Raw genomic sequence first — 17,015 nt, 5'->3', positions numbered from 1 at the left:
CAACCGCGAACGACGCTTCCCGCACCGAGGCAGCGCACGCTAATCAGTGAGACAGGCAGGGTCGAAAGCGTACTCCCCCTTTAGCCAGTCGACCACCTCGCACGCCGCCGCGCCGGGGAGCTCCGCATACTCTGCTGCCAGCGCCGCGCGGCGCGCCGCAGACATACCAGACAGGCCCTGCGCACGAAACTCCTCGGCATCGCGCTGCAAGCAGTGCCACAGTGCAGCCCCGAGCATTGCTACCAGGGCATCAGGATCGGGGGGTGCGCTTGCGTGGAGCTGCGCCAGTCCCGTCAGGGCCGGCAGCGAGCAGCGCCCCTGCACCATCGGGTTGCATAGATGACCGGTCAGCTTGCCGTTGTCCCGCAGGCCGGTGCGGCCTTGCAGCGGATCCAGGTACAGGTGGTTGCTGCGCTGGGCACCGTCGTTGACCGGGTAATTGTCCCACAGCAGCACCGGCCGCCCCAGCACCGCCGCGGCGTGGGCGACATCATCCGCGCTGATGGTATCGGCACACACCTGATTACCCGTCCAGAACACGTCAACCTCCGGTGCCAGCAACCGGCCGAGGTCCGCCCAGTAATGCTGTGGCATACGGCCGAAATGCCGCTCCAGTACGGGGTCGAAAGAATAATAGGTCGGGCATACCAGCAGCCGCTGCGCCCCACTCCACGCCTGCACATCGGCAACAATCTCCGCCTGGCGCTCCGCGAGGTCGGCCTGTTCACCGGGCATGTCGTCAAACAGGATGGCCAGCAGAGGGGCCTCCAGCGTATTCAGGCGACTGATCTTGTCGCGCAGGCTGCGCTTCTGGGCGGGGCCATAGTGACCGTAGAGCTCAAAGGGTGACAGGCCCACGCCAAACCGCAGCCCGTGCTGACGGTAATGCAGGGCCAGCTCTGTCAGCGCCCGCCATTCTTGCGCCGGCCAATGCGCCTGCCAGCGTTTGCGCAGCCACGGGTCGCCCTTGGGGGCATACAGGTAGGTATTCAGCCCCAGCGCCTGCAGAAAGCCGGCATAGGCCAGGCGCAACTCATGCGGCCACAGGCGCCCGTAGAAGCCTTCCACGATGCCGGTGAGCGGGTCAGCGGGCACTGAACAGCAACCGCTTATTCTTTATCAGGATATAAATCAAGTTTTTTATCGTAAATTAGCCTAATAATTCGCCTGCGGAACTGTGGAAAATTACCACTGATAGGCGATACTTAAAGTGTGGTTGCTTATCCCCTGACTCGAACGAGCAGCCACTCGGGGCATACCCAATGCACCGAGAAGGGAAGCAATTCCTTTTGTGTTTCACTCCTAATGGTCTTCTTGGGTCCCTGGCGGGACCCATTTTTTTTGCCTACATCGTATGCGTTGGGCGGTCGGAGCCGAGTGATCCCGCCAGGTGATTCTCGATCTTGCTGTTAGCGGCCGCATCCTGCTCACTGAACTGCACGCCAATGCCCGCTGTGCGGTTGCCCTGCGCGCCGCGCGGGGTGACCCAGACAACCTTGCCGGAAATCGGTATTTTCTCTGGTTCATCCATCAGCGTGAGCAGCATGAACACCTCGTCCCCGACCTTGTAGGTCTTGTTGGTGGGCACAAACAGGCCACCGTTGTGCAGGAACGGCATGTAGGCGGAATACAGCACGGCCTTGTCCTTGATGGTCAGGGACAAAATGCCATTGCGGCTGCCCGCGGCGGAATCACTCATGATGCGATCTCCTGTGAAGACGAACGCATGTTAGCACCGCTGCGCATGACACCAAAGCCATCGGCGAAACTGATCAACACGCTTTCCAGCGCAAGCTGCGGATTCGGGTTGGAACCGGCGGCAATAGCGACCTGCAATGCCTGCATGCGATCGAGCAACTGGAACAGTGGCCGCGCACGGCGCAGCCCCGCCTGCTCCTGTCGACAGAGGTACACATGCAAAAACAGGGCTATGTCACGCAGCGTCTGCGCCAGATCCTGCTGGCCGAGGCGCGCCGCCACCAGCGGCACATTCACCTTGCCACGCGCCAGGTCGCCCAACAGCTTGCGCTGCTCGCGCAACGGTTCTGCCCCGCCGTCGTTGTACAACTGCTCAGCCTGCAGCGGCACGCCCCCGGCGAGTTCGAGCAGCTCCGTTGCGCTCGCCTCGTCCCCGGTGACCTGTTGCAGCCAGGGTATGCACTGGTCACCGGGTGGCAGTGGCAGCTTGACCAGCTGACAGCGTGAGCGGACGGTCGCCGGCATGCCCTGCAAGCGCTGTGCAACCAGTATCAGGTGCGTATCCTCGGAGGGCTCCTCCAGACCTTTCAGCAGTGCGTTGGCGGCGCTGTTGGACATGCGCTCCGCCGGTGTCAGTACCACCACTTTGCGCGCACCGAACCCCGCGGTGCGATAGACAAAGGCAACCGCCTCGCGCACCTGCTCGATGCGTATGACCTTGCTGCTGCCCTCGGGCTGCAACCAGCGAAAGTCGCCATGACTCCCGGACTGGCTGTAGCGACAGGCCCGACACTCACCGCAGTTGTGACCGGCGACCGGTTGGTAACAAAGCAGATAGCGCGCCAGTGCCAGTGCCAGGCGTTCCTTGCCGACGCCAGCGGGGCCGGCAAACAACAGCGCATGGGGCAACTGCTGACGGCTGATCTGCTCCTGTAGATGCGCCCAGGCCTGTGCCTGCCAGGGGAGTGGCACGCTGACCTGCGGCAACCCCTGCAGATTCATCGCGCCACCGGGTGGCGCGGTGCCCAGCAGGCGAACAATTCCTCGCAAATCTCTTCTATGCGAGCTTGCACGCCTTCCAGTGGCTGGCTGGCATCGACCAGATGATAGCGACCGCTACTCTCTCGGGCCAATTGCAGATAGGTCTCGCGCACGCGCTGAAAAAATGCCAGTTCCTCGCGCTCGAACCGGTCCAGGTCGCCGCGGCCGCGAACACGCTCCAGGCCCATGTCTACTGGCGTATCGAGCAACAGGGTGTAGTCCGGACGAAGTTCGCCCTGTACCAGCGACTCCAGCGTGCGTACCGCCGAGGCCGGCATGCCACGGCCGCCGCACTGGTAGGCATAACTGGCATCGGTAAAGCGATCACAGATAACCCATTTGCCCGCGCCCAGCGCGGGCAGGATAACGTCCTCAACATGCTGCGCCCGCGCCGCAAACAGCAGCAACAGCTCCGCCATCGGCACAACGGGTTCCTCCCTGGGGCGCAACAATACTTCACGCACGTCTTCTCCCAGGCGGGTGCCACCGGGTTCACGGGTGACCACCAGGTCTACGCCCCGCGACTGCAGATAAGCCTGGATGCCGGCAATATTGGTGGATTTACCTGCACCTTCCCCGCCTTCAACGGTGATGAACAGGCCGCGCGATGGAACCATGGTCAGGGTTTCTCCGGGGATGAACGATAGTCTTTGCGCCTTTGCAGCTGGTATTTACGCACGGCACGCTCATGGCCTTCAAGCGTGGTGTTGAATTCGTGACTGCCGTCGCCGCGCGCCACAAAAAACAGCGTCTCCCCGGCGGCGGGCTGCAGCGCTGCGTGCAAGGCTGCACGTCCAGGCAATGCGATAGGTGTAGGGGGCAGACCATCGTGCCGATAGGTATTGAACAGGTTGCCTGCATCCCGCAGGTGGCTGCGGCGCAGATTGCCATCGAAGGACTCACCCAGGCCATAGATGATGGTCGGGTCGGTTTGCAAACGCATGCCCCGCTGCAAGCGGCGCACGAAGACGCCGGCTATTTCCTCGCGCTCCTCGACAACGCCGGTTTCGCGTTCGATTATCGACGCCATGATCAGTGCTTCATAGGGCGTGGCGTAAGGCAGCTCCGGGGCGCGACCCGCCCACTCTTGCTCCAGTGCCGCCAGCAGGGCCCGGTGGGCACGCTGCAACAGGTCAAGGTCAGTGTCACCCCGCTCGAAACGGTAGGTTTCCGGGAGGAAGAGGCCTTCGGTTGCCTCAAAAGGCGCCACCAGCGTCAACAGCCGCGCATCTTCAGGCCCGGACAGCACACTCGTCAGTGCCGGCTCTTCGCGCAAGATGGCCAGTGCCTGGGCGACCACAATCCCTTCAGGCAATGTCACCTGGTATTGCACCACACGACCACTGACCAGCATGGCCAACAGGCTCTCCGCCGTCAGTCCCGGCTGCAGGTCATACTCACCGCGACGAATGCTCGCATCCAGCTTGTGATAGCGCGCCCAGAGCAGCAGCAGCTCGGGATGTTGCAGAACACCCTGCATTTCCAGGCGTTCCGCCACGGAGCGCAGGCTGTCACCGGGATATACCGTGAGCAGTATGCCGGACTCCGGCAACAGCAGCGGCGCCTGCCATCTCTGCCACGCTTCGCGCACCGCCAGCGCCGCGACGAGCGCCAGGATGGCCGCTGATAACAGCAACCAGCGCCACCCCCTGCTCACCGCTGCAACCATTCACAATAGGCTGCGTGCAGGCGTTCGGTGACCGGGTGCTCACTCCAGCTTCGATCGCGGTAAGTCGCCACGGGGCGCAAGCCGATCAGCGCATTGCAGTAAAACACCTCATTTGCCGCCAGCAGCTGATGCAACTGCAAACGTGACTCGCCCACTTGCAGGCCACAGGCGGAGGCCAGGTGTTCCAGCAACAGACGACGGCGAGTGCCGGCGATACCGGCATCGACCAGCGTCGGCGTTAACAGGCGTTTGCCCGCCACCAGAAACAGGTTGCCCGCCGACACCGACAACGGCGCGCCACCCTGGTCCAGCATGAGGACTTCATCCATGCCGGCCGCAGCCGCATCCGCGGCCGCCAGCACCTGCTCCAACCTGTTGAGGTGCTTCACGCCGGCGAGCAGCGGCTGCTTGCTCCAACGCACCGCTGTTTCCCCGAGGGTGGCCGGTGTGGGGAGCTGTGCAGGGTCATGCGCCAGATCCGACACGGTGATGACAACCCGTGGCGCAGCATCTGCGGGCGGTGCGTAGCCACGCGGGCCAGCGCCCCGAGACACCGTGAGGCGCATTACACTGTAGCCCGTTGCCGCGCCCAGTGCGCCGAGCGCTGTTTCGAAGTGTTTGCGTGCCAAAGGTAGCGCCGACGGCATGCGCAGGCACGCCAGACCGGTCGCCAGGCGATCAAAGTGGAACTCGGTCAGCAGCGCACGGCCATCGCGCAGCAGAAGCGTTTCGAACACACCATCACCGTAAGCAAAGGCGCGGTCTGGTAACGGCAGTGCATCGCCGGCGCTGCCGTCAATCCATGTCTTGGCCGCTGCTACCACCCCGCCGGCGTCAGTCGAGCTGACTGAACAGCAAGGACCCGTTGGTGCCACCGAAACCGAATGAATTGGACAGGGCATGCTTGATTGTGCGCTGCTGCGCAGTGTGCGGAACGTAATTCAGCACACAGCCCTCATCCGGGTTGTCGAGATTGATCGTGGGGGGAGCGACCTGATCCCGCAATGCCAGGATGGAAAATATGGCTTCGACCGCGCCGGCCGCGCCCAACAGGTGTCCGATCATCGACTTGGTCGAACTCACCGCAACCGTTTCCGCTGCGCTGCCCAGCACCGCCTGAATTGCCCGGCTCTCGGCGAGGTCACCGGCATTGGTGGACGTGCCGTGAGCGTTGATGTAGCCGATCTGGTCAACGGGCACACCGGAATCGGCAATCGCGTTACGCATTGCCGCCGCTGCACCGCGACCATCCTCCGGTGGCAGCGTCATGTGGTAGGCATCGCCGCTCATGCCAAAACCGGTAATTTCCGCGTAGATATGGGCTCCGCGCGCTTTGGCGGATTCGTATTCCTCGATCATGAGAACGCCCGCGCCATCGCCCAGGACAAAGCCATCGCGATCGCGGTCCCAGGGGCGTGAGGCTGCCGCCGGGTCATCGTTGCGGGTAGAGAGTGCACGTGCCGCCGCGAAACCGCCCAGCCCCACCGGCGTGGTCGCCATCTCGGCGCCCCCCACCAGCATGGCATCGGCGTCGCCGAGTGCGATCAGGCGCGCCCCGAGGCCGATATTGTGCGTCCCCGAAGTACAGGCTGTGACGACCGCCAGATTGGGGCCCTGCAGGTTATAGCGAACCGAGAGGTTGCCAGAGATCATGTTGATGATCGAACCCGGAACAAAAAATGGCGAGATCTTGCGTGGCCCGGAGCGCGCCACAATTTCGGTGTTCTTTTCGATCTGGCCGATACCGCCGATGCCCGAGCCGATGGCACAGCCGACGCGATGCGCGTTGGCGTCGGTGACTTCCAGCCCAGAGTCCAGCATTGCCTGAATGCCGGCGGCCATGCCGAACTGCACGAAGATATCCATCTTGCGCGCGTCTTTGTCGCTGAAGTACGGTGTGATGTCGAAACCCCTGACACTGGCACTAAACCGCGTGCTGTAGGCATCAACATCGAAAGCGACGATGGGTGCAACGCCGCTTTTCCCAGCGACGATATTTTTCCAGGTCTCCTGAACGTCCAGCCCGAGGGGGCTGACCATGCCAAGGCCTGTTACAACTACGCGTCTGCCAATCACCGAACGCACTCCCCGGTAGAATCAGGTGCTGGAAGCATAAATAAGAAAAGCCGCCCTATCAAAACATAGAAACGGCTCTTCCGGTTACTGCGGGGACAATATCAGGCGAGGTTTTCCTTGATATAGTCGATAGCCAGCTTCACCGTGGTGATTTTCTCGGCTTCCTCATCGGGAATCTCGGTTTCAAACTCTTCTTCCAACGCCATGACCAGTTCCACGGTGTCCAGTGAGTCCGCGCCCAGGTCCTCGACAAAAGACGCTTCCGTCTGCACTTCCTCTTCCTTGACGCCAAGCTGCTCTGCGACGATCTTTTTTACGCGTTCTTCAATGCTGCTCATTTTATGTGTAACTCCTGACAAAAAAATATTCTGAATGAAACCTGGTCACCCGGCCCGAGCGCATATTTTACTCTGTTTTGCGCCGGAGTAATAAATTTTTTTTGGCCACAATGCGCCGGGATAACCCACGATGCGCGAGCAATTGCTCACGCCATGTTCATGCCACCATTAATGTGAATGGTTTCACCGGTAATGTAACCCGCATGGGACCCACACAGGAACCCCACCAGAGCGGCAATTTCACTCGCCTCACCCAGGCGCGCCAGCGGGATCTGGCCCAACATCGCCTCGCGCTGGTCTTCATTGAGTGCCCGCGTCATATCGGTATCAATAAAGCCCGGCGCCACACAGTTGACCGTGATGGCGCGCGACCCCAGCTCGCGCGCCAGTGCGCGGGAAAAACCCTCCACACCGGCTTTGCTGGCCGCATAGTTGCTCTGCCCTGCGTTCCCCATCGCGCCCACCACGGAGGTGATGTTGACGATCCGACCCCAGCGGGCCTTGGTCATGCCGCGCAGGCAGGCCTTGCTGGCGCGATACACGGCGCTCAGATTGGTATCAATCACCGCTTGCCACTCCTCCGGCTTCATGCGCATGAGGATATTGTCGCGGGTGATTCCGGCATTATTGACCAGCACCAGCGGCGCTCCGAACTGCGCGCTGATACCTTTCACAACGTCCTCAACCGCCGCCTGGTCGGCTACGTCCAGCGTCATGCCACAGCCATCGAAACCGCCCGCCTGCAGATATTCAGTGATCGCGGCAGCCCCGCTCTCAGTCGTTGCGGTACCTACCACTCGATAGCCATCATCGGCGAGTCGCTCGGCGATGGCGCGCCCGATACCGCGGCTGGCGCCGGTTACCAGTGCTACTGTCTTTTCTTCACTCATGACCTGTTCCCCTTTCCGATACCGTTTTCACGCTCTGCTCAAGCCAGCGCTGCGAGCGCATCGGCAAGACCTGCGGGCTCTTCCAGTGAATGGCTGAGCAGGGCGCTGTCGATGCGCTTGTTGAGGCCACTCAGCACCCTTCCCGGGCCACACTCCACCACCTGTGTAACACCCTGACCCGCCATGTAGGCAACACAGGCTGTCCACTGCACCGGACTGTAGATTTGCTCCACCAGCAAGCTGCGAATCCGCTCAGGGTCGGACTCGGGCTGCGCGTGCACATTGTGCACTACCGGAATGGTCGGTGCCTGGATCGTCACAGTTGCCAGTACCTCGGCCAGTCGCTCGCCCGCCGGACGCATCAGTGCCGTATGGAAAGGCGCGGATACCGGCAGGGGCATGGCCCGCTTGGCCCCCCCCGCTTTCAGCGCGGCAGAGGCCCGCTCCACCGCGGATGTGTGCCCGGCGATCACCACCTGGCCCGGAGAATTGAAATTGACGGCCGCCACCTCCCCGTCGCCAGCGGCGCTGACTTCAGCGCAGATGCGATTGATGCTGTCGTCATCCAAGCCGATGATGGCCGCCATGGCGCCCTCACCCACCGGTACTGCCGTTTGCATGAATTCACCGCGCTGACGCACCAGGCGCACGGCGTCGGCAAAGTCGAGAGAACCGGCACAGACCAGTGCTGAAAATTCGCCCAGACTGTGTCCGGCCATGAGTGCCGGCTCGGCGCCACCCGCCGCGCGCCAGGCGCGCCACAGGGCCACACTCGCGGTCAGTAAAATCGGCTGCGTGGTCGCCGTGAGGTTGAGGGCTTCCTGCGGGCCTTCCTGAACCAGACCCCAAACATCCTGACTGAGTGCAGCGGAAGCCTCGTCAAAGGCTTCACGCACCGCGGGAAACGCAGCGTGCGCAGCCGCGAGCATGCCGACTTTCTGCGACCCCTGCCCAGGGAAAACAAATGCACAGTGACTGAGCGTCATAATGGATAATCCTTTTCTTGTTAACGCAAGACAGCGATAACTGGCCCTGCATCACCTACGCCAGTGTAGAACACCGCGAGCGCCGGGGGGCCAAAAACGCGAAACGGGAGCCTGGGCTCCCGTTCACATGCACTATCAATACCGGCACAGGGACTGCGAACAACCCGCAGTACCGGCGACCGGAACGACCTTACTCGTCGTTTCCTGTGTTGACCACTTTCTTGCCACGGTAGAAACCGTCGGCCGTCATATGGTGACGACGGTGAGTTTCACCAGAGGTCTGGTCGACGCTCAGCGTGGGGCCGGAAAGTGAGTCGTGCGAACGACGCATGCCGCGGCGTGAACGTGATTTTTTGTCCTGTTGAACAGCCATGTCTTACTCCTGATGGGTATCGCCGGGCTTCAATTGCGCCAGCACGTCAAACGGGTTGGGCCTGTCAACGGGCTCGTCTGCTACGCGCTCCGCGGCGAGGTCCGCCAAAACTGTGTTGCAATCCGCCTGTTCGTGATAGCTGAACGGCGGCATGGCCAGAATCAGCTCATCCTCGACCAGTTCCCGCAGCGAAACCTCTTCCTCACCGGCAATCAGCGGGTCGAGACTTGCCGGCAAATGACGAGCCTGCTCATCCGTCCAGACCACCGCAAGGGTGCTGTCGGAATGAAGCGCAGCCGGCATGGGCCGCAGGCACCGCTGGCAGGTAACGATCACGGAGCTCTCCGTGACTGCGTGCACAACGTACCTGCCCTCCTCATCGCGAGACATCGCCAATTCCGCCTGGATGACACCCTCGTCTGCGGCCAGCAGATCCCGGAAACGGGGCAATTCCAGCGGTTTCAACGTGCCCCTGACAGTCGCACCACGCGTGGCAGCCTTGCGGACATCCAGCGAAGCGGGAAGGGGGTCGGTCAACATAGGCGCGCATCATAGGGGCGGTTTACCCTTTTGTCAAAAAATATCTTTAGAATACAACCAGTTCACTGCCCAACCGACTGCCAGCGGAAAACCCGATCATGGACCTGATACTCGCTTCCACCTCCCCCTACCGCAAAGCGCTGCTGGCACGCCTGCAGCGTCCCTTCCGCTGCCTGCCACCGGAAACGGACGAAACGCCGCTGGCCGGTGAATCTGGCGAGCAACTGGCGCTGCGCCTCGCGGTCGACAAGGCCCGTTCGGTCGCCCGCGCACACCCGCGCAGCCTGGTCATCGGCAGCGACCAGGTGGCGCTGCTGGACGACACCCTCATCGGCAAGCCCGGCAACCTCGACAACGCCCGCAAGCAGCTGAGCGCCAGTTCCGGGCGCCGCGTGATGTTCCTTACGGGGTTGGCCCTCTGCCACGCCGCGAGCGGGCTCGAGCTCACCCATGTCGAACAGTTCAGCGTGTATTTTCGCGAGTTATCCGCCGCGGCGATTGAGAGCTACCTCGCGCGCGAGCAGCCCCTGGACTGCGCCGGGAGCTTCAAGTGTGAGGGCCTTGGCATCGCGCTGTTCGACCACATGGACGGTGCAGACCCGACCAGCCTTGAGGGCCTGCCACTGATCGCCCTCACCAGCCTGCTCGGCCAGGCCGGCTACCCGGTGCTCGCCTGAGCCGCCAGCTGCGGCACGCTACGCAGGGCCTCCAGGCGATCGATCAAGGCCACGGGCTGATGCTGCGACAGCTGTTCGCGCGAGTGCACGCCAAAGGTGACACCCACCGAGGCCATGCCTATGCGCTGCGCCATGTCCAGATCGTACGCCGAGTCGCCCACCATGAGGGCGTTGTGGACTGTTTTGCCGCGCGCTGCCAGTATTTCTTCCAACATCATGGGGTGCGGCTTGGAACGGGTTTCATCAGCACAGCGCGTGCTCTGGAAATACGTTTCCATCCCCAGGCCCTTGAGTACGCGGTCCAGCCCGCGGCGGCTCTTGCCGGTTGCCACTGCAAGCTCAAATCCGGCGCTGCGCAGCCACTCCAGTGTTTCCAGTGCCCCCTCATGCAATCGCGCGGGGCCGGGATCCAGGGCCTGGTAGCTGCTCGCGTACGCCGCCTGCATGGCCTCCTGCTGCGCCGCTGTAGTCCCCGGAAACAGCAAAGGCATGGCGGTAACCAGGCTCAGGCCAATGATGTGCCGAACGGCGGCGGCCTCGGGCACCGGTAGGGCGCAGGTCTCCGCTGCCGCCTGCATGGCCTGGACAATCTGCTCCACGGAGTCGCAAAGCGTTCCATCCCAATCAAATATTACTATCATAATTAGCTACTTACGTGCATTTTCTAATATTAATTCGAGTTCGGCGTCGAGGGGAGCCTCAAGCCGCAATTGCGCCTCACCGGGCAGCGTGAAGGCCAGCGAGCGGGCGTGCAGGAACAGGCGCCCCACCCCCAGTGAACGCGCCAGCGCAGCGCAGGCATCGTCCATATATTTATCGTCGCCCAGTATGGGGTGGCCGGCGAAGCGCGCGTGAACGCGAATCTGGTGCGTGCGACCCGTGAAAGGCCGCGCTTCCACCAGCGTCGCCGCCGGGAACTGCTCCAGTACTTGAAAACCCGTGACCGACGCCTTGCCCTCTTTCGCCACGCGCACCATCCGCTCCCCGGACTGCACCACGTTTTTCTGCAGAGGTGCCTCCACCATCCGCCGCTCGCGCGGCCAGCGCCCCGCCACCAGGGCCACATAGCGCTTGTCCACGCCATCGCCACGCAGCTGCCGATGCAACTCGCGCAACACAGCAGGCTTGCGTGCCACGAGGATGAGGCCGGAGGTGTCACGGTCCAACCGGTGTACCAGCTCTAGATAGCGATCGTCGGGCCGCAGCTGTCGCAGGCATTCGATCAGCCCGAAGTTGAGGCCACTGCCACCGTGCACCGCAAGACCCGAGGGCTTGTTGATGACCAGCAGGCCGGGGTCTTCATACACAATCCGCGCCCGGATTTCACCCGCCCAGTAGCCGGGCACCACAGGCGCTGCGCCGGGCTCCGGCTGATGCAGTGGCGGAACCCGCAGCAGATCACCTGCCACCAGCCGATACTCGGCCTTCACCCGCCCCTTGTTGATGCGGAACTCACCCTTGCGCAGCCCCCGGTAGATACGGGTTTTAGGTACGCCCTTGAGCTCGCGCAGCAGGTAATTGTCGAGGCGCTGCCCCGCGCTGTCGGCGTCGATCTCGACGAAGCGGACAGCATTTGGGGTGCCTGTGGAGCGGGGTTTAACCATGAGATCGGGAAATCACCAAATAATTGAAGCACTTAGCAAATACGGGTATACTCCGGCGCGTGTAGCCGAGCTCAGGGCACGTTTCCCTGACGCACGACGCAACCACTCCGGTGACAGCAGAGCCTGCCGAAATAACCGCAGCGCCCCACTGGAGACATCATACCCGCACTTGCGCGTGCAGGCACACAACGGATGTCGACGCGCCCGCCACCCACAGGGCCATGCCCGGGTTTCAGGCTGAGCCGCGCCGATACAGTATGAACCGCGCAGTATAACTGCCGGGACTCCGAATCAGTGAAAGCTTTGGGTAGTAAGGCCGTATTCGTCAGGTGATGCGGCCGCCACCGGACAAGGGCTTGCAGCGTGCAGGCACCGCCGGCAGTGCTACCCGGCCAGAGGCGCAAAACACCTCTCGCCCTGTACAGTTCACCTGAGCGTACTGAGTAGTACCTCACCACTGCGCACACGGCCCAGCCATCGCGTCAGTGTCAGGACCCTTACTCGGCTATGTCCGGCCTCTCTGGCCGGCTGTATGGCTGATTCCCGCCCCGCCAGGCCTGCGCGCACCAGGTAGAATGGCACATCATGAAAAAAATGCTTATCAATGCAACACAGCCCGAAGAGCTGCGCGTTGCGCTCGTTGACGGCCAGCGTCTGTACGATCTGGATATCGAAAACCGCACTCGTCTGCAAAAGAAATCAAACATCTATAAAGGCAAAATCACCCGGGTTGAACCCAGCCTCGAAGCGGCATTTGTCGAGTTCGGCGCGGAGCGTCACGGCTTTCTGCCACTCAAGGAAATCGCCCGCGAGTACTTCTGCAAAGATCCCGGCAACGGCGAAGGGCGCCTGAAAATCAAGGAAGTGGTCAAGGAAGGCACGGAAATCATCGTGCAGGTCGACAAAGAAGAGCGCGGCAACAAGGGCGCCGCCCTCACCACCTTCATCAGCCTCGCCGGGCGCTACATGGTACTGATGCCCAACAACCCCAAGGCCGGCGGCATTTCGCGTCGCATCGAGGGCGATGACCGCAGCGATTTGCGCGAGGCCCTGAGCGGCCTGGAAATCCCCAACGGCATGGGCGTCATCATCCGCACAGCCGGCGTTGGGCGCACCACCGAAGAACTGCAGTGGGACCTCAACTACCTCCTGCAACTGTGGGAATCCATCACAACCGCCAACACCGAAGTGAAAGCGCCTGCCCTGTTGTTCCAGGAGAGCAACGTCATCATTCGCGCGGTGCGCGACTACCTGCGCGACGACATCGACCAGGTGGTTATCGACTCGGACGACGCCTACGCGGAAGCCTTCGAATTCGTCAGTATGGTCATGCCGAAATACAAGAACCGCATTCGCCGCTACGAGGACACCATTCCGCTGTTCAACCGCTTCCAGATCGAAAGCCAGATCGAGACCGCATTCCAGCGCGAGGTTAGGCTTCCTTCTGGTGGGTCCATTGTTATCGACCCCACAGAAGCACTGGTTTCCATCGATATCAACTCCGCCCGCGCCACCAAGGGTAGCGACATCGAGGACACCGCCCTGCAAACCAACCTCGAGGCAGCCGACGAGATTGCCCGACAGCTGCGCCTGCGCGATATGGGCGGTCTGGTGGTCATCGACTTCATCGATATGCTCGCGGCGCGCAACCAGCGCGCCGTGGAGAATCGCATGCGCGATGCGCTCGAGCTGGATCGCGCCCGTGTCCAGGTTGGGCGCATCTCGCGGTTTGGCCTGCTGGAGATGTCACGTCAGCGCTTGCGCCCGTCGCTCGGCGAAACCAGCGCCATTGTCTGCCCGCGCTGCACCGGCCAGGGCACCATCCGCGACACCAAATCCCTCGCACTCTCGATCCTGCGCCTGATGGAAGAAGAGGCCATCAAGGACCGTAGCGCCGAAGTACGCGCCATCGTGCCGGTTGATGTGGCGGCCTACCTGCTGAATGAGAAACGCTCGGCCCTTTCAGATATCGAAATCATCAGTCGCACACGGCTGCTGGTGATTCCCAACCCGAACCTGGAAACGCCGCACTTTGAAGTGCAGCGCCTACGCGATGACGAAGTCAGCGAAGACCGCACTGCCAGTTATTCCATCGACATTGCGGTGCCGGATACCGACATCATCAGCGACGCCCATGCCGCCAATATTCCCCAGCAGGAAGCTGCCGTACAGCGCATTGCACCGCAAATGGCCGCACCCCAGCCGGCGGAAGTGAACGACGCCCCGGCTGCAGCCGAGGCACCCAAGCGCAAGCGTGGCGGCAAGGGCAACGCACGCAAGGCAGCAGAACCCGTGGCGCCACCGGTCAAGACCGGTCTGGTGAGCCGCCTGATGGGCATGCTATTTGGCGAACCGGCGAAAATCGAGGAACCGGCGCCCAAACCGAAGGCGCGCAAAGCAGCCCCTGCCGAGCAGGACGCCGAAAGCGGTGAAAAGAGTGGCGAGCGCAGCGGTCGCAAACGCAGCCGCGGCGGTCGCCGTCGCAATGGCAACAACAGCGGCAACAACAGTGCACGCAATGCAGACCAGCCGCGCGGTGATCGCGATGATGCTGGCGACAAGGGCGAGCAGTCCGGGAAAGCTGAAAAGGCCGATGACCGCAACCGTTCGCAGGATGACTCCTCGGAAGAGCGCCAGTCCAGCGGCAATTCGCGGCCCCGCCGCCGCGGTGGCAAAGGCCGTAGACGCCCCGATGCCGAGCGCCGCAACGAGCCGGTTGAAGACCAGACCGACATCGACGCCGATGCTTCCGACGACGACAGCCTTGAAGCCTATGCGCGTCGCCAGCAGGAAGAGCAACGCGAGCAGCAAGCCGACGATGGCGACAAGCCGCGCAAGCGCCCAAGTGACATGAAGCGCGGCGAACCCCGCCGTCGTCGCCGCAACCGTCCGCAGGTTGACGCTGACAATGCGGAAACCACGCAGCCCGCCAGCGACGCTGGTGCAATCACCGCCGAGACCGCTGAGGTCGCTGCGGGAGAAGCCGCAGTGGAAAAAGCGCAACGCACACCTGTGGACGCGGCCGCCACCGAACCGGTAACCGCCACTGAGGTTGTCGAAGCCACGCCGGCGGAAGCACCGGCTGCGAGCAGCCCCGCGGATACCAGCGACAGCGCAGAAAACGCGATTGCCGAGGAAACCCCAGCCCCGGCTACGGCAGAGCCGGCACCCAGCGTACCTGTGGTAGAACCCGCTGCAGTAGAACCTGCAGCAGAAGCACCTGCAGAAGAGCCCGTCGCGAAGCCGGAAGTGCCTGCGGTAGCCGCCGCAGAGCCACCAGCGGCTCCGGTTGCAGCCAAGGGCCTCACCCCAGACGGACGTGCAGCCAATGATCCCCGCGTAGCGCCGAAGGCAGTAGGCGAAGTGGCAATCACCACGGACCACCTGCAACTGTTCCGCGAAGAGCAGCTTCCTCCGGTCGCAGCTAGCGGCAATATTGCACCGCGCGCCAGCAATGATCCGCGCGGGCCGCGCGCAGGCGCCAATGCTGGCGGTGCATCAGAGGGCTAAAAGCACTGCAAATTCATGCGCACACGGCCTCCGGGACTTGTGCGCATGTGCAGGCACTGTATAATCGCGCTCTTCCGTCGAAGACGGAATTTCAAACACGGTGGGCTGGCTGAGTGGTCGAAAGCGGCGGTCTTGAAAACCGTTGAGGGTTTATCCCCTCCCGGGGTTCGAATCCCTGGCCCACCGCCATACTTTGTGAAAAAGGCTTATACTTCAAGGAGTTGAAAATAAGCCTAATTCCTTGCCTACATAAGAACCTACAAAATCAGGTTTTAAGCCACAAGAGTGAGTGCCCTTATATTTGGTTCATCGCGGGTTAGCGTGAAAAAGTAGGAGACGGCGGTAAAACCGGTTAGTTTTGAGTTCGCCAAAACAACAAACCTGACCGACTCACCGCCGTCCCTATGAATGCTAATCCTCTTGCCCTGTTCTGGGAAGGATTCACGATAGAATCGTATGCCCAGATTGACGCTCAATCTCTGCTCATCCGACTGCAACCTGCCGACGATTACTTGCCATGCTGCAGTGGTTGTAATCAGCACACGCTTGCCATCCATGACATCAGCACCCGACGAGTCCGAGAACGCGACCTGTTCCAATACCGCGTCTGGCTGGACGTGCCAGTTCGCCGAGTTCGTTGTACGACCTGTGGCCCCAAGCTTGAACAGATTCGCTGGTTACCAGGGCGACAGCGTCTGACGGCAGGCATGGTCAGTTGGATTGAATCCCTGGTACGACTGATGCCGATCCAACATGTGGCAACGCTGCTAGGGTTGCATTGGCATACGGTCAAGGCCATCGACCATCGGCGCCTCAAACGAGAAGTGACTGAGCCAGATAAACGCCGGATTCGTCGACTGATCATGGATGAGTTCGCCTTGTTCAAGGGACACCGCTACGCCACCGTGGCGATTGATGCGGATACTCAACAAGTCCTCTGGGTTGGAGAAGGTCGCAGTCGAGCAGCGGTACGCCCCTTCTTTGAATGGCTGGGGCCGGAAACCTGTGGCCAGATCGAAGCCGTGGCGATGGATATGAATACCGCCATGGACCTGGAAGTTCAGCACCACTGCCCACAAGCACGGGTGGTCTATGACCTGTTCCACGTTGTAGCAAAGTTCGGACGGGAAGTGATTGACCGTGTCCGGGTCGATCAGGCCAATCAGCTTCGACACGACAAGCCGGCTCGCAAAGTAGTGAAACGAAGTCGCTGGCTGTTGCTCAGAAACCGAGGCAACCTCAAGGATGAGCAGGCTCTGAAGCTCGAAGAACTGCTGCAAGCCAACCAGCCCCTGATGACTGTCTACGTCCTGAAAGACCAGCTCAAAGAGCTCTGGTACGCTCCCTCAGAGGCCGATGCCAGACAACGCTGGCAAGACTGGCTAAATCTGGCTATGAGTAGTGGGCTGGCCCCCGTGCAGCAGTTTGCCAGGCGCCTCAAGGGCTACGTCGACGGCATTATCGCCAGCGCGGTCTACCGGTTGAACACCAGTGTGTTGGAGGGAATGAACAACAAGATCAAGGTGATCAAGCGGGTGGCCTACGGCTACCGGGATAACGACTACTTCTTTCTGAAGATAAAAGCAGCATTTCCCGGTAAAGCGCGATGAACC

18 protein-coding genes and 1 tRNA gene are annotated in these 17,015 nt (G+C 61.8%); 4 read left to right on the top strand and 15 right to left on the bottom strand.

What is annotated here, in order from left to right; translation table 11 throughout:
* Window positions 1–39: 39 nt before the first annotated feature.
* From G533_RS0117135 to G533_RS0117080, 12 genes are all read right to left on the bottom strand, one after another.
* Entirely contained in the window at window positions 40–1,095 is a 1,056-nt protein-coding gene (locus tag G533_RS0117135) for a beta-N-acetylglucosaminidase domain-containing protein (protein ID WP_035528785.1), read from the bottom strand.
* Between the two features lie 250 nt (window positions 1,096–1,345).
* Window positions 1,346–1,699 carry a PilZ domain-containing protein gene (locus G533_RS0117130; protein ID WP_027951014.1) on the bottom strand — a complete coding sequence of 118 codons (354 nt, stop codon included), beginning with the start codon at window positions 1,697–1,699 and terminating at the stop codon, window positions 1,346–1,348.
* Complete coding sequence (gene holB / locus G533_RS22585; protein ID WP_144079928.1) at window positions 1,696–2,748, bottom strand: DNA polymerase III subunit delta'; 1,053 nt, start codon at window positions 2,746–2,748, stop codon at window positions 1,696–1,698. The genes G533_RS0117130 and holB overlap by 4 nt, the downstream gene beginning before the upstream one ends.
* Entirely contained in the window at window positions 2,697–3,356 is a 660-nt protein-coding gene (gene tmk / locus G533_RS0117120) for a dTMP kinase (protein WP_027951013.1), read from the bottom strand. The genes holB and tmk overlap by 52 nt, the downstream gene beginning before the upstream one ends.
* A gap of 2 nt (window positions 3,357–3,358) precedes the next feature.
* Window positions 3,359–4,375, bottom strand: coding sequence for an endolytic transglycosylase MltG (mltG, locus tag G533_RS0117115; protein ID WP_240472463.1), 1,017 nt, complete (start codon window positions 4,373–4,375; stop codon window positions 3,359–3,361).
* A 17-nt stretch (window positions 4,376–4,392) separates the two neighbouring features.
* Window positions 4,393–5,232: an aminodeoxychorismate lyase gene (gene pabC / locus G533_RS0117110; RefSeq protein WP_035528782.1), complete on the bottom strand. Its 840-nt coding sequence runs from the start codon at window positions 5,230–5,232 to the stop codon at window positions 4,393–4,395.
* Between the two features lie 10 nt (window positions 5,233–5,242).
* On the bottom strand, window positions 5,243–6,484 hold the full coding sequence (gene fabF, locus G533_RS0117105) for a beta-ketoacyl-ACP synthase II (RefSeq protein ID WP_027951010.1): 1,242 nt from the start codon (window positions 6,482–6,484) through the stop codon (window positions 5,243–5,245).
* Between the two features lie 101 nt (window positions 6,485–6,585).
* Entirely contained in the window at window positions 6,586–6,822 is a 237-nt protein-coding gene (gene acpP, locus G533_RS0117100) for an acyl carrier protein (protein ID WP_027951009.1), read from the bottom strand.
* A gap of 146 nt (window positions 6,823–6,968) precedes the next feature.
* Window positions 6,969–7,712, bottom strand: coding sequence for a 3-oxoacyl-ACP reductase FabG (gene fabG, locus G533_RS0117095; protein WP_027951008.1), 744 nt, complete (start codon window positions 7,710–7,712; stop codon window positions 6,969–6,971).
* Between the two features lie 38 nt (window positions 7,713–7,750).
* A complete protein-coding gene (gene fabD / locus G533_RS0117090) occupies window positions 7,751–8,698 on the bottom strand; it encodes an ACP S-malonyltransferase (protein ID WP_027951007.1) in 948 nt (315 codons plus the stop codon).
* 190 nt (window positions 8,699–8,888) lie between these two features.
* Window positions 8,889–9,071, bottom strand: a complete 183-nt coding sequence (gene rpmF, locus G533_RS0117085; protein ID WP_027951006.1) for a 50S ribosomal protein L32 — start codon at window positions 9,069–9,071, stop codon at window positions 8,889–8,891.
* A 3-nt stretch (window positions 9,072–9,074) separates the two neighbouring features.
* Window positions 9,075–9,611, bottom strand: a complete 537-nt coding sequence (locus G533_RS0117080) for a YceD family protein (protein WP_027951005.1) — start codon at window positions 9,609–9,611, stop codon at window positions 9,075–9,077.
* A gap of 98 nt (window positions 9,612–9,709) precedes the next feature.
* Here G533_RS0117080 and G533_RS0117075 point away from each other — a divergent pair, with 98 nt between their 5' ends.
* A complete protein-coding gene (locus G533_RS0117075; protein ID WP_035528778.1) occupies window positions 9,710–10,288 on the top strand; it encodes a Maf family protein in 579 nt (192 codons plus the stop codon).
* Here G533_RS0117075 and G533_RS22580 read toward each other — a convergent pair.
* On the bottom strand, window positions 10,270–10,929 hold the full coding sequence (locus G533_RS22580; RefSeq protein ID WP_035528775.1) for an HAD-IA family hydrolase: 660 nt from the start codon (window positions 10,927–10,929) through the stop codon (window positions 10,270–10,272). The genes G533_RS0117075 and G533_RS22580 overlap by 19 nt on opposite strands.
* A 6-nt stretch (window positions 10,930–10,935) precedes the next feature.
* Complete coding sequence (rluC, locus tag G533_RS22575) at window positions 10,936–11,892, bottom strand: 23S rRNA pseudouridine(955/2504/2580) synthase RluC (protein ID WP_035528772.1); 957 nt, start codon at window positions 11,890–11,892, stop codon at window positions 10,936–10,938.
* A gap of 585 nt (window positions 11,893–12,477) precedes the next feature.
* Here rluC and rne point away from each other — a divergent pair.
* Both rne and G533_RS0117055 read left to right on the top strand, forming a co-directional pair.
* Window positions 12,478–15,402, top strand: a complete 2,925-nt coding sequence (gene rne / locus G533_RS22570; protein WP_035528769.1) for a ribonuclease E — start codon at window positions 12,478–12,480, stop codon at window positions 15,400–15,402.
* Window positions 15,403–15,501: 99 nt separating this feature from the next.
* A tRNA-Ser gene (locus tag G533_RS0117055) sits at window positions 15,502–15,591 on the top strand.
* An 83-nt stretch (window positions 15,592–15,674) separates the two neighbouring features.
* Here G533_RS0117055 and G533_RS25175 read toward each other — a convergent pair.
* Window positions 15,675–15,959, bottom strand: a complete 285-nt coding sequence (locus G533_RS25175) for a hypothetical protein (protein ID WP_240472464.1) — start codon at window positions 15,957–15,959, stop codon at window positions 15,675–15,677.
* Between G533_RS25175 and G533_RS0117050 the strand changes: the two genes are divergently transcribed.
* Window positions 15,849–17,012, top strand: coding sequence for an ISL3 family transposase (locus G533_RS0117050; RefSeq protein ID WP_240472402.1), 1,164 nt, complete (start codon window positions 15,849–15,851; stop codon window positions 17,010–17,012). The two genes, G533_RS25175 and G533_RS0117050, sit on opposite strands and share 111 nt — an antisense overlap.
* Window positions 17,013–17,015: the final 3 nt, after the last annotated feature.

The sequence above is a fragment of the Haliea salexigens DSM 19537 genome, assembly GCF_000423125.1.
GTDB lineage: Bacteria > Pseudomonadota > Gammaproteobacteria > Pseudomonadales > Halieaceae > Haliea > Haliea salexigens.
This window is presented reverse-complemented; position numbering and strand designations above follow the sequence as displayed.